Here is a 23,419-nt window from a genome sequence, read left to right on the forward strand (position 1 = left end):
GCGCAGTATCTCCACCTTGTGCGGATGGATTAAGTCATGACTGCGCCAATCACTTTTGACTTGATGTCACGGATCAAGGGAGGCAAGCCCGCAGCGAGAGAGTCCGCAGCGGGCAGGGATCTTGGTGGTAGAGCGATCAGTGAATCGCAACCGGATTGATGTTGACTTGAGTGGAGCCAACATAAAGCGGTTGGCCGAGCACAAACAGAAACTCCCAAACCTTGTCGTGCACCAGTGCACGGCTGTCGATCAGTTCCAGGTTGTAGATGCCGCGCTTGGTGAGCATGTACTGGTTGACCGGGAACTCGTCCTGGCCATGCGGGTTCGGATAAACCTCTGAGGCCCAGGTGTCGCCGCCGAAAGCGACGATTCCCTGGTCTGCCAGCCACTGCGCCGCTTCCATGCCGATGCCGGGTTCCACTTCCAGGAACTGCTTGTTGTCCTTGCCGATCAGTTCCAGCCAACCGGTGTTGAACAGCACCACATCGCCCTTGCGCAGGGTCAGGCCTTGCTTCTTCAACACAGCCTGGATGTCGGCCACGCTGAACTCGGTGCCACCGGGAACAATGGCCTTGTTGTAATAAGCGGCCATGTCCAGCACCACGCCACGGGTCACGATCGGCGGTACTTTCTCGACCCCGAGTTTGGTGACGCCATCGACAGTCACGAAGTCGGCCGCTTTGTTGCCGTTGTAATAAAGATTATCGATGCTGATGTGGCCGATCCCGTTGAGCTGGGTGCCAACGCCGGTCCAGGCGTTTACCAGTTCATCGTTGAAAGTGAACTTGTTCGGGCCCAGCGACTTGCCGGCTTGCTGCCCGACCTGCACGTTGTACAGACGGAAGCTGCGATGGCGGAATGCAGGAAGGTTCTTGTCCACGGGTACGGCCAATGGGTAGGTTTTGCCCGTCTTGACCAGACCGACCGCCTGCTTGACCACGTCTGGGGTCAACAAGTTGGCAGCGCCGATCTCATCGTTTGGGCCGTAGGCAGAAGGGTACCAATCGGCGGCGGAGGCGGCCTGCATGGCAAGTGGTAGCAAGGCCGCCAGGGCGAATTTTGAAAAGGTTTTCATCGTGGTTCTCCAGTTGACGAAGGCCGTCAAGGCAAGTGCGAACAGTGCAAGGGGAGGATGCGGTCCAGTGGACTAAGCAATGGTTCGCAGTTTGCGGCGTTTACATTTGCGAATTAAGCCCTGTAGAAGCCAAACTTATTTGCCTTGAAGTCAAGAATTAAGGCTGCGCTAGAGGAGATGCTCCAGACAGTAGTTATCAGCGGAGTATTTTCCTGGGGAGAGGGTAGGAGAGGGGTGCGATGCCTTAGGTCTGGACTTGTACAATTCTATATATAGTGATTTCGAGCACTGATTTCGCATCTTCGAGATTGTTCGCCGCCATCTGCCCACCGCAATAAATAATAATGAAAACTCAGGTCTGTTCGCTATCGAATACTGAGGTAGCAAGGCAACTTTCTTGAAAAGGAATATATATAACTCAACTAAATAAACATTTAGTTGAGTTATATTAAGTGGCGTTCGAAGCATCGGGGAAGGCGGCCTTCAAGTGGCTTTCCAGCCAGCCCATGAACCATTGCGCATCGGCCGACGGCGGCTGGCCAGGGGTCAGTAGCTGGTAGCTTTCAAGCGGTGCTGCCTGCGGCACGCAGCGTACCAGGCTGCCATCCTGCAGCTCACGGCCGACCAGCACCTCGGTGGCCAGTGCGATGCCTTGGCCACGCTGCGCCAGGTTGAGCACCACATCGTTGCTCACGTGCGAAGTGTCCGAGTGCACCCGCACACGCAGGCCGTTGGCAGCAAACCAGCTGTTCCACCAGGTACCGTCGTCGACATGGATCAACGGGCATGCGGGCAAGTTCGCGGCATCCAGGCCAGCTGGCAGGCGGGCCAGTAAACCTGGTGAGCAGACCGGAAAAACCTGGGGGCGAATCAGCACCTGGTGCACCCCGGACAACTCGCCAGGCAAGCCATAGGCAATTCCCAGGTCGGCCTGGCGAGCGTCCACCGAGGTGAAGCGGGCATTCGGCTCGATGGCGATTTTCACGCCTGGGCGCAAGCTGCGCAGCTCTTCGATACGGGGTGTGAGCCAGCGCGAGGCGAACGCCGGCACGCAAAGGATACGCAGCCAGCGCTCGTCGTCACGCCGGGCCAGGCGCGCACCGGCGTCGGCGAGTATCTGCAATGCTTCGGCTGCCGCCTGGTAGTAGTGCGCACCTTGCTGGGTAAGGCTCACGCCCCGTGGCGAACGCTCGAGCAAGCGCACGCCCAGCCAGCCCTCGAGGTTTTTCACGTGGCGGCCGATCGCTGGCTGGGTCACATGCAGTGCTTGCGAGGCAGCTACATAACTGCCCAGACGGGCCGCAGCCTCGAAGGCGCGCACGGCGTTGAGCGGGGGCAGGCGTTGCAGGGACATGGACACCTCGGGTGTTATTTTTTGTAATAGTGAAGGCAAATTTATTGTGCTTTTACCCCAGGCTCAAGTTGTAGACACTCAAAACCGCGTAATTCCGCGCTTTTGAAGGAGCCCCTGATGCGGCCAACAACAATAAAGAAGTCGTTCACCGGCCTGTCCGTACTGGCCCTGGCGTTGCTGGCAACTGCCGCGCAAGCAGCCGAAAGCAAGGGCCCATGTGGCGTGCAAGGCCTTGAGCGCTGCCCGCAGCCGTTCGACAAGGTGCTGCCTGCGCCCAAGGACATGCTGACCTGGGACCAGGCCACACGGGTGGTGGGCTTTCGCAATACCTACCGGCTGTACGCCGGCGATGTGTTCAGCAGCCATGGCGCCAAGCCATACCCGCTGGCCGAAGCCGAGCACAAACTGAGCGACATCCAGTACACACTCGAAGGCAAGCAGCACAACCTGGCCGATTACCTGGCCAACCAGAGCGTCACAGGTTTGTTGGTGCTCAAGGACGGTAAAGTCGCCTACGAGCATTACGCCCAGGGCAACACCGCGCAAACCTTGTGGACCTCGCGCTCGGTGGCCAAGTCGGTGGTTAGCGTGCTGGTGGGCGTGGCGCTGAAAGAAGGCAAGATCAAGTCCCTGGACGACAAAGTCAGCGCCTATGTGCCGGAACTCAAGGGCTCCGAGTGGCAGGACGTGACCCTGCATCAACTCATGCAGCACACCTCGGGCGTGCAGTGGGATGAAAACTACGCCTCCAAAGACTCCGACTTCTCCCACATGACCCAGTGCGAAGCCAGGCCAGCACCTTATGACTGCGTGCTGCAGCTGGTGCGTTCGGTCAAACGCAACCCGGGCGTCAAACCCGGTGAGGTATGGTCGTACAACACTGGCGGCGCCTGGCTGGTGGGCCGCGTGCTGGAAAATGCCACCGGCATGACCCTGGCCAAGTACCTGGAAAGCCGCATCTGGAGCCGTTACGCCATGCAGCAGGATGGCGTATGGCACGCACTGGTGCCCGGCAAGGTCGACATGGGCGGACATGGTTTCAACGCCACGCTGCGTGACTGGGGCCGCTTCGGCCAGTTCGTGCTGAGCGGCGGCCAGTTGCCCGACGGTGAGAAACTGCTCCCGGACGACTGGATTGCGCGCTCGACGCATTGGACCCAAGCCAAAGGCTCGGTAACCGCCGCAGCGCCCAACGGCCAGTACGGCTATCAATGGTGGTACAACGCGCCGGCAGCGAATGCCGACAGCGCACCGAAGCGCACGGCAACCAGCGGCAAGACGTTCTGGGCACTGGGAATCTTCGGGCAGACGATTGCGATCAATCCGGCCGAGAATCTGGTGGTGGTGCAATGGTCGACGTGGAAGAACGCAGAGACACCGAGTTCGCTGTATGACGAACAGGCGGTGTTCGTAAATGCGGTGAGCGAGGCGCTGGATCGGTAAAAAGCCTTGGGCGTGGTTTCGATTCTGGTGGGAACCGGGGCCACGCTGTAATGCCAAAATGCGCATAATGTATATTATGTTAAATTATGTATTTGTAATGCTGCTGGCCAACGGTTAACCGCTCCCTGAGTATCCGGAAGTGTTAATGCGAAACTGAAATCAGCCAACAGTGGCCTGGAACCCAGACTCTGCCTGGCCCCGCTCTTATCAACGGACTTCCGGGAGTGCCTGTCACTTTGGGCATACATCGACCAAGATCAGCGTTGAAAATACGAATAAGCGATGATCTGTCTCTTGGCGGGCAGACCAGTACTGGCTGATGGTATCCCCTCCACCTAATGCTTGAGGAGCGTCTTGCAGAATGCGCGCAATTCTAAAGGTGAGGAATCTTTTCCGCCGAGAGGCCATTTTCCTGTCCAAGGCACAATCCAGGGTCATGGCCAGCGGAAACTGGCTTACTTGGCCAAGAGCTAAATGCGCTGTTGCCGGCGTTGGCTGAGGGGCGCAGCGACGGCGCTCCTGACCGGTATTTAGTTTGCGATCGCCAGGTGCGCCTGCTGCTTGCTGGGGTAAACCCGGCAGGCCTCTTCTCGCTTCAACGTGGCAAAGAAGCTCTCAGCCATGGCGTTATCCCAACAATCTCCCTTCCGGCTCATGCTCTGCGTGAAGCCTTTCTTGGCCAGAGCGAAGCGAAATTTGCTGCTTGCATACTGACGCCCCTGATCGGAGTGGAAAACAACACCGTAGAGGCCAAGGCACGCGTTCCAAGCGTTGATGAAGGCTCGCTCAACCAAGTCGTCCGGCATCCGATCCGCCAAGCTGTAACCCAGCACTTGGCGCGTCTGAATGCTTAATACCACTGCCAGATACAACCATCCCTCTTTGGTGGCTATGTATTGCGGCTGGCCGCATAGGCCTTGTGCAAATCAACGCGAATCTGAGCGTCTCGATCTGGACGGCCCTGGCGATGCTGATAGTCGTAAAATCCCGAAACTGAGACACCCATCACCCGGCACAGCAATCGCACCGGGAATTGAGCCCGTTCACTAGCGACGAAGGCGTATCTCACCTGGACTCTTTGGCAAAGAATACCGCCGCCTTTTTTAGGATTTCGCGCTCCAGCTTGAGGTTACCTCCTCCCCTTTGCGCCGCCAGTATGTCCAATTTGCGGACGACGACAGTAATTGCTACCAGGTAGTCTTGTTCGATGGTCAACTGGCGCAGGTCGAAACGCTGACGCCCCCCAAATCCCTTGACCGGCACGAGTGGGAATACGCCGACTATCACCAAGCGCTGTGTCGTGGCCTGCTGGGAGGCGCAGCCGCCGCCGGCTGGATTGACGCCCCCGCTAGTGGCTGGGACGACCTGCTATTCATCTCCCCCGCCAACCACTTTTCGTGGGCTTGACCGGCCAGCCCCGCGCACCGCCACACAACGCCGTGCTGCTCGCCAGGGCGGCAAATCCGGTATGCTGCCGCCCTCACCGAACACGGACATCGGCCAGCCTGCACCATGGAACTGCATTTCAGCGTGACCCCCGCCCACACCGAAACCCGCCTGGCCGCAAAACTGGCCCTGGAGACGCGCAAGCATGACGCGCTGATCGCGCGGGTCGAGACCTGGCAGAACCGCCAGCGCGCCTGGCTTCGACGGCTATTTCCGTTCCTCGCGCGCCTGTTGGCCCCACGCGAACCGCGCAAGCCCTTGCAACGCTTGAACCACCGCCTGATCGCATTCCAATTGCGCCAGGCCCTCAAGGCCAGCGAAGGGGATTACTGCCTGGCCTTCGACGATCAGGGCTTGAGCTTGAGCCGCGCCAAGGGCGCCAAAGCCAAGCTGGCCTGGGGGCAGGTCACCCACCTGCGCGAAACCCCGGACTTCTACGCCGTAAGCTGCGCCCGGCTGGAGCGCAAAGGCAAGGCCTTGTACATCGCCCGGCACAGCGAGCTGATGCCGCAAGCGCTTTACCAGCAAGGCTTGCAGGCGTTTCTGAGCCAATGCCCGGTGCCGCCGACAAGCCGCTGAATGCTCCACCCACCCCCGACGCACCACTGACGGAACACCCATGCACGTTTCAGCTCCCTCCCCCCGCCCCGCCCGCGCACTGGCCATTCTCGGCACCGGTCACAGCCTGCCGTCACGGGTGCTCACCAGTGCCGAACTGGACACCCCGCTGGGCCTGGCGCCCGGCAGCGTGGCGCGGATCAGCGGGGTGCACCAACGCCATGTCGCCGGCCCCGCCGACAACGCCGCAAGCCTGGGCGCGAGTGCCGCGCACCAGGCCCTGCAGGCAGCCGGCGTAGGGCTGGACGAGCTGGACCTGATCGTCTGTGCCAACGCCACCCAGGACCAGGGCATGCCGTGCAACGCCGCCTTGCTGCAGCGTGAACTGGGCCTGGGGCACAGCGGCATACCGGCGCTGGACATCAACGCCAGTTGCCTGGGTTTCATTGCCGCGCTCGACACCTTGTCGTGGCCGATCCAGGCCGGGCAGTACCGGCGGGTGCTGCTGGTGTGCGCCGATATCGCCTCGTGCGGGCTCGACTGGCAGCAGGTGGAGGTCAGCGGCATCTTTGGCGACGGCGCAGCGGCCGCGGTGCTGGGCCCGGGGGACGGCGGCGGCAAGGTGCTTGCTTCACGCCTGAAGACCTACGCCGAAGGCGCCGAGCTGTGCCAGATACCGGCCGGCGGTTCGCGCTTTCACCCAAGGCGCATCGACCAGCCGTTCGAGCCGCTGACCAGTTTCAGCATGCACGGCAAGCGGGTGTTCCGCCTGGCTGCGCAGCACCTGCCGGCGCTGCTGGACGACCTGCTGGCCCAGGCCGGGCTTGGCCTTGCGCAGATCGACTGGGTTATCCCCCACCAGGCCAGCCAGCAGGCCATGACGCATGCGGCCAGGCGCCTGGGGGTGGCCCCGGGCAAAGTCATCGATATCTTTGCCCGGCATGGCAACCAGGTGGCGGCCTCGCTGCCCACTGCACTGGACATCGCCGTGCGCGACGGGCGCATCCAGCGCGGGCAACGGTTGATGCTGATCGGCACCGGCGCGGGCTTGTCCCTCGGCGGTGCGATCCTGGAGTTCTGATGAAAGTCCTGGTTACCGGTGGCACCGGGTTCATTGGCCGGCATCTGGTCTGGCACCTGGCCGCCCAGGGTTGGCAGGTGCTGTTCAGCGGGCGCAACGCCCAGGCCGCTGCCGAGGTCATCGACCACAGCCCCGCGCAGGTGAGCTGGCTGGCATTGGCCCACGGCAGCGCCCAGACGGCGGGCCAACTGACCGAGGCCAGCCAAGGCTGCGACGCCATCGTGCACTGCGCGGCGCTGTCCTCGCCGTGGGGCTCGGCGCAAGCGTTTCGCGACGCCAACCTCGAGGCAACCGCCGAGGTGATCCAGGCCTGCCAGGCCAACGGTATCGCCCGGCTGGTGCACCTTTCCACGCCGAGCCTGTACTTCGACTACCGCGACCGCCTGGGCATCCGCGAAGACCAGCCGTTGCCAGCGCCGGTCAACCAGTATGCGCGCACCAAGGCGCAGGCCGAGGCCCTGCTGGCCCTGGCCGAGCTGCCGGCATGCGTGATCCTGCGGCCACGGGCGGTGTTCGGGCCGTGGGACGCAACGCTGATGCCGCGCCTGCTGCGGGTGATGCGCCGCGGGGCGATACCGCTGATGCGCGGCGGCCAGGCGCAACTGGACCTGACTTGCGTCGACAACCTGGTGCATGCGGTATGGCTGGCACTCACCCGCCCCCTGCCGCGCCCGCTGTGCGTGTACAACCTGAGCAACGGCACGCCGCTGCCGTTCAACGCGCTGCTTGCACAGATGGCCGAACAGTTCCAGCTGCCGCTGCGCACCCGCAGGCTGCCCTGGCCGCTGGTGCACGGCGTGGCCCACCTGCTGGAGCTCAAGGCGCGCCTGGGCGATGGCCGCGAACCGTTGATCACCCGCTACGGCGCCGGGGTACTGGCCTTCAGCCAGACTCTGGACATCGGCGCCATCGAGCGCGAGCTGGGTTACCGCCAGGTGCTCAGCCAGGCCGAGGGCATCGCCCGCTATGCCCAGTGGTGGCGGGCCCGGCAAGGTGGCGCGCAATGAGCCGCAGCGTGCAGTTGCGCATTCTGCGCGCCGGCTGGTGCCAGCACCTGGCGTGCATGGCCGACCGCGGCGGGCGCCTGGCGCCGGCGCAGTTCCCGGCGCTGTGCGGGCTGATCCGCCACCCCGAGCACGGCTGGATTCTCTACGACACCGGCTACGCCGAGCATTTCTTCCACGCTACCCGCCAGTTGCCCGAGCGCCTGTACCGCAGCGCAGTGCCGGTGCAACTGCCAGCGGCGCAACAGCTTTCGGCGCAGTTGCATGCCTTGGGGCTGAGTGTTGCGGATATCCGCTACGTGATCATTTCGCATTTTCACGCCGACCACATCGCCGGGCTGCGCGACTTCAGCAATGCCCGCTTCATTGCCCTGGAGGCCGACTACCGGCACCTCGAAGGCCTGCGCGGGCAGCGCTGGCGCGCCACCCTGGGCGGCCACCTGCCCGGGCTGCTGCCAGAGGATTTCAGTGCCCGCCTGCAACTGGCCGATGCCAGTGCGCGCTGCACGCTGCCGGGCTGGATGGCACCGTTCGAGCACGGCCTGGACCTGTTCGGTGACGCCAGCCTGATCGGCGTGCCGCTGCCGGGGCACAGCGCCGGGCAGCTGGGGTTGTTCATCCCCGACGCCCAGGGCCGGCCGGCGTTCCTGGTGGCCGATGCCTGCTGGTCGGCCCCGGCCTGCCGCGCCGGGCGCCTGCCGGCGGCGCCGGCGCTGTGGTTCGCCAGCGCCGAGCGCCGGCAGTACACCCGCACCTACCACGCTTTGGGCCAACTGCTGTGCCGGGAACCGGCGCTGGCGGTGCTGCCGTCCCATTGCACCCAGGCCTGGGAGGCCTTCATTAATGAGCGGTGAACGCCTGATGGGCACCTTGCGCAGCCTCGGCGCCTTCATCGTCAGCCGCTATGCCCTGCGCTTTCGCCGGCGTGACCGGCTGGAAGCCTGGCAGGCCCGATGCCTGGCCGGCTTCATGGCCAGGGTGATGCCCCGCAGCCAGCGCTTCGAGGGGGTTCGCCACGCCAACCTGCAGGCCTTGCCGCTGATGGACAAAAGCACCCTGATGGGCGATTTCGCCGGGTTCAACACCCGCGCCCTGAGCCTCGAGCAGGTGCTGCCGGTGGCCCTTGAAGCGGAACGCTCGCGCGACTTCAGCCCGACCCTGGGCGATATCACCGTGGGCCTTTCCAGCGGCACTTCGGGGGCGCAGGGGGTGTTTCTGATCAGCAGCGAGGAACGCCAGCGCTGGGCCGGCATTCTTCTGGCCCGCACCCTGCCGCGGGCATTGCTGCCACGGCTACTGTGCCCGTGGCTGGCACCGTTGCGGGTGGCGTTCTTCCTGCGCGCCAACAGCCGCCTGTACACCACCCTGGCCAGCCGGCGCATCGACTTCGCCTTCCACGACCTCACCCTGGGCCTTGAGGCTTCGCTGGCGCGCCTGGCGCAACACAACCCCGACGTGCTGGTGGCGCCGGCCACGGTGTTGCGCGGGCTGGCCCAGGCCGCCTTGGCCGGGCGCCTGGCGCTGGCCCCCGGGCACATCCTGTCGGTGGCCGAAGTGCTGGAAAGCCCCGACGCCGACCTGGTCGAGCAAGCCTTCGGCCGGCGCCCACAGCAGATCTACCAGGCCAGCGAGGGTTTTCTCGGCTACACCTGCGAGGCCGGCACGCTGCACCTGAACGAAAGCCACCTGCACATCGAACCGCAATGGCTGGACGCTGCGCGCACTCGCTTTCAGCCGATCATCACCGACTTCTCCCGGCGCACCCAACTGATCGTGCGCTACCGCCTCAACGACATCCTGCGGGTTGCCAATGCACCCTGCCGTTGTGGCCGCGCCGAGCGGGCCATCGCCGCCGTGGAAGGCCGCGCCGACGAGGTGCTCTGGCTGCCGCGCAGTGACGGCCGGCAACTGGCGCCGCTGTACCCCGATGTGCTGCGCCGCAGCCTGCTGATGCTGGGGCCGGCGCTTGAGGAGTACCAGGTTCGCCAGCACGGGCTCGACTGGCAGGTGGATGTGCTCGGCGCAGGCGACCACACCCAGCTTTGCCAACGCCTGGCCACAGCCCTGGCCGAGCTTTGCCAGGCCCATGGCCTGCAGCCGCCACGCCTGAGCTTCGGCCACTGGCAGGCGCCCCCACCTCACGGCAAGCGCCGCCGCCTGCTGATGCTGCGACTGCCCGAGGGTTTGCCATGCGTGTATTGATTCTGGGGGCACGCGCACCGGCGTGCCTGGAGTGGGCCCGCGCCTTTGCCGAGGCCGGCTGGTCGGTCAACGTGGCAGACTCGCTGGCCCAGCCACTGAGCCGCTTCAGCCACGCGGTCGAGCACTTCGTGCGCCTGCCCGAGCCCCGCCAAGACCCCGAGGCGTGGCTTGAGGCGCTGGCCGATGTGGTGCACAAGCGGCACATCGACCTGTTGCTGCCCACCTGTGAAGAGGTGTTCTACCTAGCCCACGGCCTGGAGCGCCTGCGCCCGCTGTGCCGGGTGTTCACCAGCGACTTCGCGCTGCTGCATCGCCTGCACCACAAGGGCGACTTCGCCGCCATGACCCAGGGCTGGGCGGTGGCCGCACCGCCCAGCCGCGTGCTGCACGACGTCCAGGCACTGCAGGCGCTGGCCGGCGAGCACGACAGCCTGGTGTTCAAGCCGGCCTACTCGCGCTTCGCCTCGCACACGCTGATTCGCCCGGGCACTGCGCAGCTGGCCCGGCTCAAGCCCAGCGCCCAGGCGCCCTGGGTGGCCCAGCAGTTCGTCGCCGGGCAGGAATACTGCAGCTTCAGCGTGCTGGTGGGCGGCAAGCTTACCGCCCACGCCAGTTACCAGCCGCGCTACCGGGTCGGGCGCGGGTCGGGCATCTATTTTCACAGCTGCGCACCGGCGCCAATCGCCGCCTTCGTCGAGCAGTTCGGCCAGGCCACCGGCTACACCGGGCAAGTGGGCTTCGATTTCATCGAGGACCAGCAAGGCCGTTTCCATGTGCTCGAATGCAACCCCAGGGCCACCAGCGGCGTGCACCTGTTCGACGACCAGCGCCGGCAACTGGTGGCGGCGCTGGATGCACCCCAGGCGCCAACCCTGCACGCCACCCTGCAACCGCGCATGATCGCCCTGGCGATGCTGCTGCTGGCTGCGCCGCGGCGGGCGCTCAAGCCTGGCTTCTGGCACGACTACCGCCAGGCCCGGGATGTGATCGTGCAGGGCGCCGACCGTGGCCCGCTGACGGCCCAGGTGCTGAGCCTGGCCGAGATCATCGGCCGCGCCGCGAGCCGGCGCTGCGGCCTGCTGGCCGCCTCCACCGCCGATATCGAGTGGAACGGCCAGCCGCTCGGGGCGCCGCGCCCATGAAGCTGTTGATGCCTGAGCAATTGGCGCAACAGCCGCCCACGCCCGACGACAGCAGCGCCCGGCAGTACGTGCGCAGCTGCGCCGGTGGCGCATTGATCGGCAATGTCAGCACCGCCCTGGCGCTGCTCGATACCGGCAGCCAGCAGTTCCCGGTGAGCATCAACCATGGCAACGACCCGGCAGGCAACTGCTACGTGGTGTCGCCGCAGACCGCCTACAGCGGCTATGCCCGCGAAGAGCTGCAGCGCCTGCGCCGCCCGTGGCTGGCCTGGCCGCTCAAATACCTGACCCAAGCTGTCGACAAGCTGCTGAGCGCGGCGAAGGTAGACCGGCTGGTGCAGGTGAACAACTGGCTGCTGTCCACCAACCTGTACCCACCGGACTGGGACGGCGCCGACCTGCCGGCGATCACCGCGCTGCTGCGGCGCACCTTCCCCGACCATGGCTTTGGCTTTCGTTCGCTGAACGACTTCAGCAACCCCGCCCTGCGCCTGCGCCTGCAAAAGCTGGGCTACCTGGCCATCCCCAGCCGCCAGGTGTACCTGTTCGACGGCCGGGCCGGCGACCAGTCGGCCTTCCTGCGCCACCACAACACCCGCCTGGACGCCACCTTGCTGCGCCGCAGCCCGTATACCGTGGCGCCGGGCGAAGCCTTGGCCGACGCCGACTTCACGCGCATCGAGCAGCTTTACAACCTGCTGTACCTGGAAAAATACAGCACCCTCAACCCGCACTACAGCGCAGCCTGGCTGCAACGCGGGCACCGTGAAGGCTGGTTGGAGCTGCGCGCCCTGCGCAGCCCCGAGGGGCGCATCGACGGCGCCCTGGGCTGGTTCGCCAACAGCGCGCTGCTGAGCACGCCGATCGTCGGCTACGACACCGCCCTGCCCCAGCGCGCCGGCCTGTACCGGCAGCTGACCCGGCTGTGCCTGCAAGAGGCGGTTAACCGCCGCCAGGTGCTCAACTTCAGCTCTGGCGCCGCGGCGTTCAAACGCTTGCGTGGCGGCCAGCCGCAAATCGAGTACAGCCTGGTGTACGTGGCCCACCTGCCGTTCGGCCGGCGCCTGGTGTGGCGGGTACTGGCGGTGCTGCTGCAACGCCTCGGCGTGCCCCTGATGAGGAAGCTCAAACTGTGAACATTCAAGCAGGCTGGTGGCCCGTCGCCCTGAGCCGGCAACTGCGCCGCCAGCCCCTGGCCTGCACCCTGCACGGCGTGCCGCTGGTGCTGTTCCGAGGCGCCACCGGCGCCCCTGCGGTGCTGCCCGACCGCTGCCCGCACCGCTTCGCCGCACTGAGCGCCGGCCACGTGTGTGACGGGCAGATCCAGTGCCCCTACCACGGTTGGCGCTTCGACCCGCAAGGCCGCTTAAGCCACCTGCCCGGGCGTGAGCAGCAGGCCTGCAGCCAGCCGTTGCTGCAAGCCCTGCACAGCTGTGAAGCCCACGGGCTGGTGTGGGCGAGCCTTGACGCCGAGCCCCCGGCAGCAGCGCCGGTGGCGCCCGCCGAGCAGGCCCAGGCGCTGGACCTGTTCTGGATGAGCGACCAGGTGCGCTGCACCTTGCAGGACGCCGCCGAGAACTTCCTCGACGGCTTTCACACCCCGTTCGTGCATGCCGGCTGGATTCGCCACGACCGCAAACGTCAGCGCATCAGCACCTGGGTGCACCGGCTGGAGGATGGCGTCGAGGCGCAGTACAGCGATGAAAGTACCCAGTCAGGGCTGATTTCGCGCCTGCTCGAAGGCGAGCGCGGCTTGAGCATGGGCCGTTTCCGTTTACCGGGGCTGGCCGAAATCGAGTACCGCGACCGCCAGGGGCGTCTGAACCTGCTGGTCAGCGCCTGGCTGAGCCCCGCCGCCGAGGGCGAACTGCGGCTGTTCGCGCGCATCGCCACCGCCCGTGGGCGGGCCCCGGCCTGGCTCAAGCGCGGGGTGCTGCAGGCGCTGTTCAAGGTGATCCTCAAGCAGGACCGGGCGATTCTGGAAAACCTCAGCGCCAACCGCCAGCGCTTCACCGCGCTGGCGCTGCGCCAGGCACCGCTGGACAGCCCCCAGGATTTGCTTGGGCCGTGGATCAGGCAGTTGCTCGAGCATGGCGAGCTGCAAGGGTTCGAAGAGCGGCGTGAGACGTTCTTGCTGTAACGGTGTGGCAACTTGAAGTCTGGCGCGCTCCCTGTAGGAGCGGCCTCGTGCCGCGAAAGGGCCGCAAAGCGGCCCCGGCAATCCGATCACAGCGAGCGACGTGCCAACAAAAAAACACCTGAAAAATCAGTATGTTACGCATTATCCCTTTTAAGGAATGCTGACATATGATTTCCATGCAACCCGATGTCAGGTTTCACAACGCGAACTGCGCAACCACTTCATCCGACGACATCACATCGGCATATTCCCCCCCGAGTATCGCCAAGGTCAGCTCATGAACGGTTGCAGCGTCCCAGCGCTTTCCATTCGGCCCGACAACGGGCACGGCTGTCGTGGCGTCTGACGGAAGAATAATGCTGTACCCCAGTGCTTTTCCCGCGCGGACGGTGGCGTCCATGCTGTTATGAATGACAACCCCCGTCAGCACCAAACGCTTTACCCGCATCTTGCCAAGCGTGGCGTCGAGCTCGGTACCGATGAATGCGCAGTTTTCCTGTTTGATAATGACCGCTTCACCCTCGATCGGAGCAACCTCTTGCTTGATGCCATTCCACGGGCCATTTACGTAATAGCTGGATGTTGGCGTCCGCTCGTCGTGCTTAACGTGCACAACAGGCCAGCCTTTTGACCGCCAGAGCGCGAGCAGTCGCTGGATCACTGCCAGATACCCAGGATTGCTTTTGCCGTCCCAGTTCGGGCGATCAATGGCATCTTGTACGTCAAGGATCACAAGGGGCACAGCGCTGGATAGGTCCTTCATCCGATTTCAGTTCCTTTGGCTGACGATCAGGCCGAGTGTGCTGCAACAAGGTTCCGCCAGCAATGCCCAACTCCCACGGTTCATGCTCACATCAGGCAATAAAACTCACTGACCTCAGCAACGACTTTCCCTGCGCCGTCATACAACCGTGCCTCCGGGTTCAAGGCAATCGAGCGAGCCTCGAGCACATAGCGTTGTCCCGCTGTGAAATGGCCGTAATTGATGGTCAGGTAGCATTCGCGTACCGAAGGCCCGCCCATCATGCTCATGCCGCCACCGCCGCTGGTTTCATAGTCGAACTTCACCATCAGCTCGTGGCTGCCGGGCGTAACCTGGAAAAAACGTCCGTCTTCAAGGCGTTGCTTGTCCAGGCGCTCGGCCAGTAACACTCTGTCGTTGGGAAACGGTATAGACAAGTCGACCCAGGCCATCTCTGGGTTGGCGGTTGGCATCGGCGTCTGGCAGCCCGCAATAACACTGGCTGCGACGAGCAAGATCATCCTGCGCATGATCAGCACCTCAAGGGGCCATATGATCAGCATAGCGTCCTACAGCCATTTCTATCCCGCGCTCATTCTCAGGGCTCAAAGTGCCCAGCCATGCAACCAGGGCAACAATGACGATGGCCATTGAAAGCTCGAATGCCAGGCTTCGACGCAAGGCACTCACCGCAACCGAATACTCGCCATTTCGAACCGAACGCTCCAGCAGCGGGCTCAAATGAAAACGATTGAGGGCAGCCAGCGCGATCATTGCGCCAAACAACAGGACCTTCATAAACAGCAAAGCACCATAGGTACTGAGCACGACGCCATCGATACGTGGGCCAACAATAAAGAGGTAATTGATTGCTCCAGTGAGCCCGATGACAACCACGATCACGGCGCCGACCGATTCAAAGCCAGTCAATACCCGGGCAAGAAGCCGCGCCTCATGTTCGCCTTTCAGTGATTTGCAGCGAAGCAACAAAGCGAACGCCGCCAACGCCCCTAGCCAGGCGCCCGCAGCCAGCAGATGGAGAACATCGCCGATGAGCTGCCAATAGCCACGACTCCCCTCGCCCATCGCCCCATGGCCGGTCCACGCCAGGCTGGCCAGTGCAACGGCTCCGGCCACAGTGACGACCCACAAGCTGGCGGTCGCAAAGCGCTTGTATTGCGAGATGCCGACAATAGCGACAAGCAGTGCGGCAATGCGGACCTGCCAGCTCAGGCCTACATCGGTGCCCATGAGAATCATCTGGAAAAAATGGTGATGCAGCTCCATGAAGCCCGACACACCGCTCATGGATTTCGCCAGAACACCCAGCGCGACCAGGGATAGCGCTATACCCAAGAGCGACGTGCAATACAGCAGCGACTCAAAGCGCAAGACCGTGCCCGACGCCCTCTCCTTCCCCTTCAGGCCATACAAGCCAAAAAGCGCCAAGCCAAATAGCATCATCAAGTCGAGATAAAGCGCGAAACGAATCGCGACAGTCAGCAAGTCGCCCATGGATCATTTCACTTTGAAGGAAAAACTGCCGGTAATCGGGTGAGTGTCCGAAGAAACAGCGCGCCATTCGACCTTGTAAGTGCCCGTGGTCAAGGGCGCTGCAGGCGTGATGATCATGGTCTTCGGATCACTGCCCCCGGCGACGGCTGCCTGTACTCCCATGGGCGAATCTGGCATTCCTGGCATGTCGGTCATGATCAGTTTTGCTCCCGAGAACTGGGTCGTAAGTTGCTCGGAAAAATGCAGCGCGATGGACGAAGGCGCCACGCCATCCGCACCTTCCGCGGGGGTCGATGAAAGGAGCCTGGGGTGCGCCTGGGCAACGGCGCTCAGAAACATCCCGGCGGTCAGCGCAAGTGTTGCAGCGGTGGCTTTATGGAAAGGCATGCAAGGCTCCTCACAGCAAACGCTGTCAGTTCGAGTTTTTTAGGGAGTGGTATCGTGTCCGTGAAAGCGCTGAATCAGCGTCACGGTGCAGGTGCACGATGTCACAGGCGCAAGGACCGTGCGATTACATTTCAGTCAGCTTGAAAGGGGCCTGGCGCCGCTGTTTACGGGTATGAGCGCGCTTGCCGTCATTCATATCAATTACGTAATAAATTGATATCCATCATCAGAAACCACCGCGAAGTGCTGTGGTGGGGCTGATTATTCAAATTGGGTAATGGCCACCAGGAGCATGCCGATGGTTTTGCAGCGCTCTCAAGATCGAGCGCCGCCCGCGCGACGCATCGCTGGCAAGCCAGCTCCCACATCTGTTTCGGGCCAGTCACTCCTGTGACTACATCGCTGTACGCCTTGTTGGCCCGACTCGATTTCGACGGGGGCGCTGAAGGCCCTGCGCCCGACTTGAGACATGCACCAAGGCGGGCAGCGGTACCCTCACAGGCATAATTGGCCCGAAACAAATGTGGGAGCTGGCTTGCCAGCGATGCGCCGCGCGGGCGGCGCTCGATCTCATAGGCGCTGCACATCCATCGCCGGGCATCTGGTCGCCCACATGCGATACCAAGACAGGCACTTGGCCGTCATGGCGCTTTGCGTGCAATATACATAAGAGTACGAAAAGATACGTAATAAACTAGCATTTCAGTACGCCACGAATCTCGGCAACCACCTGCGTCGTCGCCGCTTCAATCGTGCCCTCGTTACGACACAACACCCAGCCATGATCCGCGACCGCCCGCTCGAACGCCTGGCTACAGGCAACTTGCTCTTCCAGTTTATGAATCACCGTACTGCCCAGCCCACGTGTGCGTGCCGCCGCCCTCGCCCATGAAACTTCGGGGTCGGTGACAACCCCGACATGCAGGTCCGGCACACGCACGTTGCGCTCCATGTTCAACCGCAGAATCTCGGCAAACGGGACTGTCCGGCGAAACGCGGCATCGGAGGGGTACCAGCGATCGATCAGGATGATGCTGCCCGGCGGCTGCTTGGGCAGCACGTGCTGCGAAATCCAGGCCCGGCTATCCGCCAGGCGCGCGCAAACCTGCAACTCCAACTCCTGGCTGGGATGCCTGACGAGCCTGTTGACCAAGGCCATCGTTTCACCCCTGAAGGGGTCGCTTTTCTTCTCGCAAAGGCGGATCACCTTGTAGCCGTCGGCCCTGAGCGCTTGTGTAATGGCCTCCAGCAGCGTGGTTTTGCCGGTGCCCTTGGGCCCGTCCAAAGAAACAAATAGCGAACGATTCATACTTCACATAACGATTGATTGGAGGGGGTGGCGCAGCTGCGCCGATACTAAAGCCAATCGCCAGTGGCGGCTAAACAATATGGGCATAAGTGCCGTAGCTGCGATGAGTGCCATTTTGCAGACGTTGTTTGCAGATATGCCCGCTGCATCAAAGCGTCTTGCACGCTATGTTGGTGACCCTATTCGAACCCAACCGCCATGGAGGGCTGTCATGGTGATGTTCTGCCGCCTCAGTTTGCTGATCCTGGTCGCCGGCACGCTGCTGGGCGATATCGTGGTCGCCAGCGTCGGGCTGCTGGCCCTCTGCGCGGCTGCCGTCTACCACAACATCCAGCAGGACACCCCGCAAGAAGAGCCTCAGGAGCCCGGCTTCACGGCGTAACACGGCAACCGCCAAACACATTGCATCGGCGGATTGCACCAACGCCGTCTAGGCTGGATACGTCAGGGCGGGCGCAACCGCGTCAACCAGGTTGCTCAGGCAGTGCCCTCGACTCCGTCCCCAGCCCTGTCAGGACCACGACCATGAGACGACGTCGGTTACTGCCCCTGCTCACCTTGTGCTGCACCACCGCCACCACCGGCACTGCCCTGGCCGGTGGCATCCTCATCTACGAAGCCGGCCAGGAAGGCAACGGCCTGGCCAACGCCGGCGCCGCCGCACTGGCCAGCGACCCCAGTGTGCTGATGAGCAACCCCGCCGCCCTCACCCAGCTCAAGGGCACCCAGGTCAGCGCCAATGCCCAGGTCATCCTCGGCAATATCCGTTTCTCCCGTGACAGCGCCAACCAGTTCGACGGCAACGAAGGCGGCAACGCCCTGCAGTACCTGCCCGGCGCCAGCCTGTTCGTCAGCCACCAGCTCGACGAGCGCGCGACCCTTGGCTTCGGCATGTACGGCAACTTCGGCCTGGCGCTGGACTATGACGATGACTGGGCCGGCCGCTATTTCACCCAGGAAGCGGCGGTGATCGGGGTGTCGTTCCAGCCCACCCTCGCCTACAAGCTCACCGACGACCTGTCGCTGGGCATCGGCCCGCGCATCCTGTACGGCTACTACCGCACCGAGATGGCCATCAACAACAATCTGCTGGGCCTGGCCGATCGGCCGGACGGCCAGCTGGAATACCAGGACACCGACGTCGGCGTGGGCGTGAACCTGGGCCTGCACTATCGGCTCTCCCCCGCTACCCAGCTGGGCCTGGCCTACACCAGCAAGGTGAAGCTCGAATTCAAGGACAAGCCCCACGTGACCGACGTCAGCAACCCCTTGCTCAATATCGCCTTGCGCCGCCTCGACGTGAGCGAACTGGAACTGGACATGAACGTGCCGCAGACCGTGCTGCTGAGCATCGCCCATGACCTGGACCCGCAGTGGAAGCTGTTGGCCAGCCTCGGCTGGCAGGACTGGAGCGAATTCGGCGATATCGGCGTGGAGGTGGACAGCGATGCCGTCGGCAATGTCAGCCGCAGCGTCGATCGCAAATACAAGGACACCTGGCACGCCTCCCTCGGCACCCAGTACCAGGCCACCCCGCGCCTGCGCTGGAGCGCCGGGGTCGGCTACGACAGCTCGGCGGTGGACGACAGCGACCGCACCGTCGACAACCCCATGGGCGCCACCTGGCGCCTGGCCACGGGCGTCAACTACCAGTTGCGCGACGGCCTGGACCTGCACCTGGCCTACACCCTGATCTGGATGGGCGACATGGACGTCGAGCAGACCAAGGCCCGCTCGGGCGACAGTCTCTCCGGCAGCTACCGCAACGCCGCCCTGCACATCGTCGGCGGTGGCGCCACCTGGCGTTTCTGATCAAGGCTGTGGGCCGCCGAGGAACCAACGGAAATAGGGGTTGGCGCCATCGCTGCGGACCAGCGCCCCGGCCTCCCGCGCCCAGGCCTGACGGTTGCCGTTGTAGGCGTGCAGGCTCAGGCTGTAGAAGCGTTGCAAGGTCAGCCACTGATCGTTCACCGCCCCGGCAAAGCCGGGGGCGGCACCCTGCAGCGGCGGTGCCTGGCGCAACGCCAGCAAGGCCGGCAACACCCGGGTGATCTCCCGTGGCCGTACCCACGGCGCATATTCGATACGCGGCTGATCGTCGGTCACCGCTGCTGCGTCGCCGGCGTAACGGGCCAGCCCTGCCCGGTCGGTGATCCAGGTGGCCAACAGCGCCTGGGGCGAGTCGATGCCGACTTCGGCCAGTGTCGAGGCCACGGAAGGTAGGGAAAATCGCTGGATGATCCGTGGCACGTCCAGTTGCAGCGGCTGCAACGAGCCGATCAGCAACATTTCGTGGAATTCCGTGGTCCACAGCGAGGCGTGGGGGAACACCTCGATGAAGCTGCGCACCAGCGCGCGGGTGTCCTCATCGTTCTGGGTCGGCAGCGGCAGCCATTGCGCCAACAATCCACCGGGTTGCAGGCGGCTGGCGGCCAACTGGTAGAAATCGCGCGAATAAAGGTTGACCACACCGGCCGCCGAAGGCGGTGGCGGTTCCAGGGTGACCAGGTCGTAGCGTTCATTGCTGCGCAGCAACTCGCGGCGGCCATCGCGCAGGCGGATGTCCAGGCGTGGGTCCTGCACGGCATCGTAGTTGCCCTTGAACAACGGGGCGGCGGCCAGTACTTCGGGCAATAGTTCGGCCACCACCGGGCGTTCCAGCCCCGGGTAACGCAGCATCGCGCCGGCGGTGATGCCGGTGCCGAAGCCGATCACCAGCGCCGAACGCGGCTCGCCAGCGTGAATCAGCAACGGCAACAGCGCCTGCAGGCGCATGTAGCGCAGCGATGGCATGGCATCGCCGGTATTGGACACGCCCTGGATGTACAGGCGGCTGAAGCCCTGCCCCTGGCGGGTCTGCTTGACCACCGCGACAGTGCCGCCCTTGCCTTCGCGGTAAAAAGTCAGCTGGCCGTTGCGTGCACCAGGCAGCAGCTCGGCCAGGCGTTGCGCCGGCGTCAGCACGCCCACCGCCACGCAGGCAATGGCCACCATCAGCACCATGGCCTTGGCCGGCCGCCCCACGGCGTTGCCACGCCATGCCGCAATCAACCCCACCAGCGCCGCGAGGCCGGCCAGCAGGGCCAGGGTGCGCACCAGGCCCACAGCCGGTATCAGCACGAAGCCGGTCAAGCCCACGCCCAGGATGCCGCCCAGGGTGTTGAGCGCCACCACCGTGCCGACATCCCGGCCAACCCGCCGGCCATCCACCGCCAGGCGCACCGCCAGCGGGAACGCCGCGCCCAGCAGCACGGTGGGCAGCAGCACCATACTCATGGCCGCCACCGCAAAGCGTGCGCACATGCCGGCCAGCTCATTGCCGGTAGCCTGCAGCACCAGCAGCTCAGCCTGGGTCTGAACCAGCACCAGCCAGCGCCCGAGCCCGGCCAGCTGCAGCAGCGCCAGCAGCCCGGCACTGGCGATCAGCACCGCGAACAGCCCCCAGGGGTCGCGCAAACGGTCGGCCCGCCTGGCATACAGCGCGCTGCCGGCCGCCAGGCCGCACAGGTAGGTGGCCAGCACCAGCGCAAAGGCATGGGCGCGGGTACTCATGAACTGCACGATCGACTGGCTCCACACCACCTCGTAACCCAGCGCCACCCCGCCGGCGATGCAGTACAACGCAATTGCCAGGCGCGCCTGGGCGCTTCGCGGCGCCTGTTCGTTGGCCTGAGCGTTACGTGGCAGCTGGTCATTGCGCCGAAGGACCCAGGCGCCCAGCCCAGCCAACAGGTTCATCGAAGCTGCGGCCAGGGCACTGCCGGTCACTCCGAGGTGCGGTAGCAATACAAAGGCGCCAAGCAAGGTACCGGCAATGGCCCCGGCGGTATTGGCGGCGTACAGCCGCCCGCTGGCCTGGGCCTGCTGGCCGGGCGCGGGGGCCATGGCGCGCACCAGTACCGGCAGGGTGCCGCCCATCAACAGTGCAGGCACCCCCACCAGGGCAAACGGCAGCCACCAGGCCAGCCAGCCGATACTGGCTTCCATCCGCGCGAACCACCCGGCCGAAGCTCCAAGGGCCTGCGTGCTGGCCACCCCGAGCACCGCGACCGCCACCTCCAGCAGCGCATACAAGCGCACCGGCCGGGCCAGCTGGTCGGCCCAGCGCCCGAACAACCAGCCGCCCAGGGCCAAGCCTGCGAAAAAGGCGCTGATACCGGTGGTCACGGCGTGCACCTCCACGCCGACCACCAGTGACAGCTGCTTGATCCATAGCACCTGGTAAACCAGCGCCGCGCCGCCAGACAGCAGCAACAAGGCAGCAGGCAAACGCAGGGCCAAACCCACCGCTGCCACACGATCGCAGCCAGCCGTGGGCAGGCTTGGCCTTGCGGGTGAAACCATCATCGCTGCCTTAGCGAGGTCGCGCCTCGCGGTTCACAGGGTCATTTGCCTTTCATCTTCTCTTCGATCTTCTTGTTCACATCGTCCTGGATCTGGTCGATGCTGAAGCTCGCCGGGCGCTGGCTGGGCGGGTAGTCGACGAAGGTCTGCAGGAACCGCGCGGCTTTCTGCGTGCCCTGGAAGAACAGGTAGTCGTTCTTCGTCAGCCAGTCGTAATACTGGTCAGACACGATATCGGCCCGCTCGTAGGGGTCCATGCGCAGGTTGAACAGCTTGGGCGCCCGCAAACAGGTGAACGGCTCGCTCCACACCGGGAAACCACCCGGCGCGCGCTGCTCGCAGTAGACAACCTTCCAGTCGTTGAAGCGCATGGCCACCAGTTGCGCGTCGTCGTTGAAATAGTAGAACTCGGTGCGTGCGCTCTTGTCGGTCTTGCCGGTCAGGTAATCGAGCTGGTTGTAACCGTCCAGGTGCACCTTGAAGTTCTTGCCGCCCACGTCGGCGCCCTTGAGCAGGCGGTCCTTGATATCGACGTCACCGGCAACCGCCAGCAAGGTCGGGAACCAGTCGAGCCCGGAGAACATCTGGGTGCTCACCGAGTCGGCCTTGATCTTGCCCGGCCAGCGCACCATGGCCGGCACACGGTAGGCGCCCTCCCAGTTGGAGTTCTTCTCGTTGCGGAACGGCGTGGTCGCCGCATCCGGCCACGACCACTGGTTCGGGCCGTTGTCGGTGGTGTAGACGACAATGGTGTTGTCGGCGATCTTCAGGTCGTCCAGGGCCTTGAGCAGCTTGCCGACGTCGCCGTCGTGCTCAAGCATGCCGTCGGCGTATTCGTTGCCGATCATGCCGCTCTGGTTACGCATCGACTCGCGCACATGAGTGAAGGCATGCATGCGCGTGGTGTTCATCCACACGAAGAACGGCTTGTCGGCCTTGGCCTGCTTCTCGATGAAATTGATCGCGGCCTGGGTGGTCTCGTCGTCGATGGTCTCCATGCGTTTGCTGGTCAGCGCGCCGGTGTCCTCGATCTTGCCGTCGGCACTGGACTTGATCACCCCGCGCGGGGTGGTGGCCTTGAGGAATTCCGGGTCGTCCTTGGGCCAGTAAGGCCGTTCCGGCTCCTCTTCGGCGTTGAGGTGGTACAGGTTACCGAAGAACTCGTCGAAACCATGGTTGGTGGGCAGGTACTCATCGCGATCGCCCAGGTGGTTCTTGCCGAACTGGCCGGTGGCGTAGCCTTGCGCCTTGAGCGCCTGGGCGATGGTCACATCGCGCGCCTGCAGGCCCACCGGCACCCCCGGCATGCCCACCTTGGACAGGCCGGTGCGCTTGGCCACCTGCCCGGTGATGAAGGTCGAGCGCCCGGCGGTGCAGCTGTTCTCGGCGTAGTAGTCGGTGAACAGCATGCCCTCCTTGGCGATGCGGTCGATGTTGGGCGTCTGATAGCCGACCACGCCCTTGGAATAGGCACTGATGTTGGTCTGGCCGATGTCATCGCCGAAGATCACCAGGATGTTCGGCTTTTCCGCCGCCCCGGCCAAGGTGGCTGTCGTCGCCAGGGCGACAGCGGACCACCAGGTTGTACTGGACTTCATGACGTTGCTCTCCGTTCACGTTGCTGTCGCAAGTCCGCGACTGCGTGCACGAAGGATTCCGACTGCTGGCTGGGTCCCA

The 23,419-nt window shown here is 64.1% G+C and carries 22 protein-coding genes; 11 read left to right on the forward strand and 11 right to left on the reverse strand.

Annotated elements, in window-relative coordinates; genetic code table 11:
* Positions 1–136: 136 nt before the first annotated feature.
* Positions 137–1,075, reverse strand: coding sequence for a cyclase family protein (locus tag EJA05_RS13390; protein WP_125861309.1), 939 nt, complete (start codon positions 1,073–1,075; stop codon positions 137–139).
* 448 nt (positions 1,076–1,523) lie between these two features.
* On the reverse strand, positions 1,524–2,429 hold the full coding sequence (locus EJA05_RS13395) for a LysR substrate-binding domain-containing protein (RefSeq protein WP_125858600.1): 906 nt from the start codon (positions 2,427–2,429) through the stop codon (positions 1,524–1,526).
* A 117-nt stretch (positions 2,430–2,546) separates the two neighbouring features.
* Here EJA05_RS13395 and EJA05_RS13400 point away from each other — a divergent pair, with 117 nt between their 5' ends.
* On the forward strand, positions 2,547–3,872 hold the full coding sequence (locus EJA05_RS13400; RefSeq protein WP_125858601.1) for a serine hydrolase domain-containing protein: 1,326 nt from the start codon (positions 2,547–2,549) through the stop codon (positions 3,870–3,872).
* Between the two features lie 530 nt (positions 3,873–4,402).
* Here EJA05_RS13400 and EJA05_RS13405 read toward each other — a convergent pair.
* The gene (locus tag EJA05_RS13405; RefSeq protein ID WP_125861310.1) at positions 4,403–4,765 is read right to left on the reverse strand and encodes a DDE-type integrase/transposase/recombinase; all 363 of its coding nucleotides are present in this window, start codon (positions 4,763–4,765) and stop codon (positions 4,403–4,405) included.
* A 172-nt stretch (positions 4,766–4,937) separates the two neighbouring features.
* Entirely contained in the window at positions 4,938–5,162 is a 225-nt protein-coding gene (locus EJA05_RS13410; RefSeq protein ID WP_125858602.1) for a hypothetical protein, read from the reverse strand.
* A 222-nt stretch (positions 5,163–5,384) separates the two neighbouring features.
* Here EJA05_RS13410 and EJA05_RS13415 point away from each other — a divergent pair, with 222 nt between their 5' ends.
* The 8 genes from EJA05_RS13415 to EJA05_RS13450 are packed head-to-tail and all read left to right on the forward strand — an operon-like array spanning position 5,385 to position 13,445.
* Positions 5,385–5,897 (forward strand): hypothetical protein, encoded by a 513-nt coding sequence (locus tag EJA05_RS13415; protein WP_125858603.1) that lies wholly within the window; start codon positions 5,385–5,387, stop codon positions 5,895–5,897.
* Between the two features lie 40 nt (positions 5,898–5,937).
* Positions 5,938–6,957, forward strand: coding sequence for a beta-ketoacyl-ACP synthase 3 (locus EJA05_RS13420; RefSeq protein ID WP_125858604.1), 1,020 nt, complete (start codon positions 5,938–5,940; stop codon positions 6,955–6,957).
* Positions 6,957–7,964, forward strand: coding sequence for an NAD-dependent epimerase/dehydratase family protein (locus EJA05_RS13425; RefSeq protein WP_125858605.1), 1,008 nt, complete (start codon positions 6,957–6,959; stop codon positions 7,962–7,964). Before EJA05_RS13420 ends, EJA05_RS13425 begins: the two co-directional genes overlap by 1 nt.
* Complete coding sequence (locus tag EJA05_RS13430; RefSeq protein ID WP_125858606.1) at positions 7,961–8,815, forward strand: MBL fold metallo-hydrolase; 855 nt, start codon at positions 7,961–7,963, stop codon at positions 8,813–8,815. The genes EJA05_RS13425 and EJA05_RS13430 overlap by 4 nt, the downstream gene beginning before the upstream one ends.
* Complete coding sequence (locus EJA05_RS13435; protein ID WP_125858607.1) at positions 8,805–10,163, forward strand: F390 synthetase-related protein; 1,359 nt, start codon at positions 8,805–8,807, stop codon at positions 10,161–10,163. Before EJA05_RS13430 ends, EJA05_RS13435 begins: the two co-directional genes overlap by 11 nt.
* Positions 10,151–11,305, forward strand: coding sequence for an ATP-grasp domain-containing protein (locus tag EJA05_RS13440; protein WP_125858608.1), 1,155 nt, complete (start codon positions 10,151–10,153; stop codon positions 11,303–11,305). The genes EJA05_RS13435 and EJA05_RS13440 overlap by 13 nt, the downstream gene beginning before the upstream one ends.
* Positions 11,302–12,441 (forward strand): hypothetical protein, encoded by a 1,140-nt coding sequence (locus EJA05_RS13445; protein WP_125858609.1) that lies wholly within the window; start codon positions 11,302–11,304, stop codon positions 12,439–12,441. Before EJA05_RS13440 ends, EJA05_RS13445 begins: the two co-directional genes overlap by 4 nt.
* Complete coding sequence (locus EJA05_RS13450) at positions 12,438–13,445, forward strand: Rieske 2Fe-2S domain-containing protein (protein WP_125858610.1); 1,008 nt, start codon at positions 12,438–12,440, stop codon at positions 13,443–13,445. Before EJA05_RS13445 ends, EJA05_RS13450 begins: the two co-directional genes overlap by 4 nt.
* Positions 13,446–13,641: 196 nt before the next feature.
* Here the strand turns inward: EJA05_RS13450 and EJA05_RS13455 are convergent, their stop codons facing one another.
* The 5 genes from EJA05_RS13455 to EJA05_RS13475 all read right to left on the reverse strand — a co-directional run bounded on the left by EJA05_RS13455 (position 13,642) and on the right by EJA05_RS13475 (position 17,398).
* The gene (locus EJA05_RS13455; RefSeq protein ID WP_125858611.1) at positions 13,642–14,208 is read right to left on the reverse strand and encodes an isochorismatase family protein; all 567 of its coding nucleotides are present in this window, start codon (positions 14,206–14,208) and stop codon (positions 13,642–13,644) included.
* Positions 14,209–14,294: 86 nt separating this feature from the next.
* Positions 14,295–14,717 carry a PA0061/PA0062 family lipoprotein gene (locus EJA05_RS13460; RefSeq protein ID WP_125858612.1) on the reverse strand — a complete coding sequence of 141 codons (423 nt, stop codon included), beginning with the start codon at positions 14,715–14,717 and terminating at the stop codon, positions 14,295–14,297.
* Positions 14,718–14,727: 10 nt separating this feature from the next.
* Positions 14,728–15,702 carry a copper homeostasis membrane protein CopD gene (copD, locus tag EJA05_RS13465; RefSeq protein ID WP_125858613.1) on the reverse strand — a complete coding sequence of 325 codons (975 nt, stop codon included), beginning with the start codon at positions 15,700–15,702 and terminating at the stop codon, positions 14,728–14,730.
* A 3-nt stretch (positions 15,703–15,705) separates the two neighbouring features.
* Positions 15,706–16,089 (reverse strand): copper homeostasis periplasmic binding protein CopC, encoded by a 384-nt coding sequence (copC, locus tag EJA05_RS13470; RefSeq protein ID WP_125858614.1) that lies wholly within the window; start codon positions 16,087–16,089, stop codon positions 15,706–15,708.
* Between the two features lie 694 nt (positions 16,090–16,783).
* Entirely contained in the window at positions 16,784–17,398 is a 615-nt protein-coding gene (locus EJA05_RS13475) for a dTMP kinase (protein WP_125858615.1), read from the reverse strand.
* A 211-nt stretch (positions 17,399–17,609) separates the two neighbouring features.
* Here EJA05_RS13475 and EJA05_RS28230 point away from each other — a divergent pair, with 211 nt between their 5' ends.
* Together EJA05_RS28230 and EJA05_RS13480 are read left to right on the forward strand one after the other, a co-directional pair.
* Positions 17,610–17,780, forward strand: a complete 171-nt coding sequence (locus EJA05_RS28230) for a hypothetical protein (RefSeq protein WP_190306064.1) — start codon at positions 17,610–17,612, stop codon at positions 17,778–17,780.
* 143 nt (positions 17,781–17,923) lie between these two features.
* Entirely contained in the window at positions 17,924–19,210 is a 1,287-nt protein-coding gene (locus tag EJA05_RS13480; RefSeq protein ID WP_125858616.1) for an OmpP1/FadL family transporter, read from the forward strand.
* Here the strand turns inward: EJA05_RS13480 and EJA05_RS13485 are convergent, their stop codons facing one another.
* Together EJA05_RS13485 and EJA05_RS13490 are read right to left on the reverse strand one after the other, a co-directional pair.
* Positions 19,211–21,742, reverse strand: coding sequence for a fused MFS/spermidine synthase (locus tag EJA05_RS13485; protein ID WP_125861311.1), 2,532 nt, complete (start codon positions 21,740–21,742; stop codon positions 19,211–19,213).
* Between the two features lie 41 nt (positions 21,743–21,783).
* A complete protein-coding gene (locus EJA05_RS13490) occupies positions 21,784–23,340 on the reverse strand; it encodes an arylsulfatase (RefSeq protein WP_125858617.1) in 1,557 nt (518 codons plus the stop codon).
* Between the last annotated feature and the right edge of the window lie 79 nt (positions 23,341–23,419).

The organism is Pseudomonas oryziphila (assembly GCF_003940825.1).
Lineage (GTDB): Bacteria > Pseudomonadota > Gammaproteobacteria > Pseudomonadales > Pseudomonadaceae > Aquipseudomonas > Aquipseudomonas sichuanensis.

Coding starts and splice junctions, on each gene's coding strand:
- EJA05_RS13390 (WP_125861309.1), bottom strand. CDS start 1,075: ATGAAAACCTTTTCAAAATTCGCCCTGGCGGCCTTGCTACCACTTGCC.
- EJA05_RS13400 (WP_125858601.1), top strand. CDS start 2,547: ATGCGGCCAACAACAATAAAGAAGTCGTTCACCGGCCTGTCCGTACTG.
- EJA05_RS13475 (WP_125858615.1), bottom strand. CDS start 17,398: ATGAATCGTTCGCTATTTGTTTCTTTGGACGGGCCCAAGGGCACCGGC.
- EJA05_RS13485 (WP_125861311.1), bottom strand. CDS start 21,742: ATGGTTTCACCCGCAAGGCCAAGCCTGCCCACGGCTGGCTGCGATCGT.
- copD (WP_125858613.1), bottom strand. CDS start 15,702: ATGGGCGACTTGCTGACTGTCGCGATTCGTTTCGCGCTTTATCTCGAC.
- EJA05_RS13490 (WP_125858617.1), bottom strand. CDS start 23,340: ATGAAGTCCAGTACAACCTGGTGGTCCGCTGTCGCCCTGGCGACGACA.
- EJA05_RS13425 (WP_125858605.1), top strand. CDS start 6,957: ATGAAAGTCCTGGTTACCGGTGGCACCGGGTTCATTGGCCGGCATCTG.
- EJA05_RS13460 (WP_125858612.1), bottom strand. CDS start 14,717: ATGCGCAGGATGATCTTGCTCGTCGCAGCCAGTGTTATTGCGGGCTGC.
- EJA05_RS13435 (WP_125858607.1), top strand. CDS start 8,805: ATGAGCGGTGAACGCCTGATGGGCACCTTGCGCAGCCTCGGCGCCTTC.
- EJA05_RS13455 (WP_125858611.1), bottom strand. CDS start 14,208: ATGAAGGACCTATCCAGCGCTGTGCCCCTTGTGATCCTTGACGTACAA.
- EJA05_RS13430 (WP_125858606.1), top strand. CDS start 7,961: ATGAGCCGCAGCGTGCAGTTGCGCATTCTGCGCGCCGGCTGGTGCCAG.
- EJA05_RS13395 (WP_125858600.1), bottom strand. CDS start 2,429: ATGTCCCTGCAACGCCTGCCCCCGCTCAACGCCGTGCGCGCCTTCGAG.
- EJA05_RS13415 (WP_125858603.1), top strand. CDS start 5,385: ATGGAACTGCATTTCAGCGTGACCCCCGCCCACACCGAAACCCGCCTG.
- copC (WP_125858614.1), bottom strand. CDS start 16,089: ATGCCTTTCCATAAAGCCACCGCTGCAACACTTGCGCTGACCGCCGGG.
- EJA05_RS13420 (WP_125858604.1), top strand. CDS start 5,938: ATGCACGTTTCAGCTCCCTCCCCCCGCCCCGCCCGCGCACTGGCCATT.
- EJA05_RS13445 (WP_125858609.1), top strand. CDS start 11,302: ATGAAGCTGTTGATGCCTGAGCAATTGGCGCAACAGCCGCCCACGCCC.
- EJA05_RS13480 (WP_125858616.1), top strand. CDS start 17,924: ATGAGACGACGTCGGTTACTGCCCCTGCTCACCTTGTGCTGCACCACC.
- EJA05_RS13440 (WP_125858608.1), top strand. CDS start 10,151: ATGCGTGTATTGATTCTGGGGGCACGCGCACCGGCGTGCCTGGAGTGG.
- EJA05_RS28230 (WP_190306064.1), top strand. CDS start 17,610: ATGGTGATGTTCTGCCGCCTCAGTTTGCTGATCCTGGTCGCCGGCACG.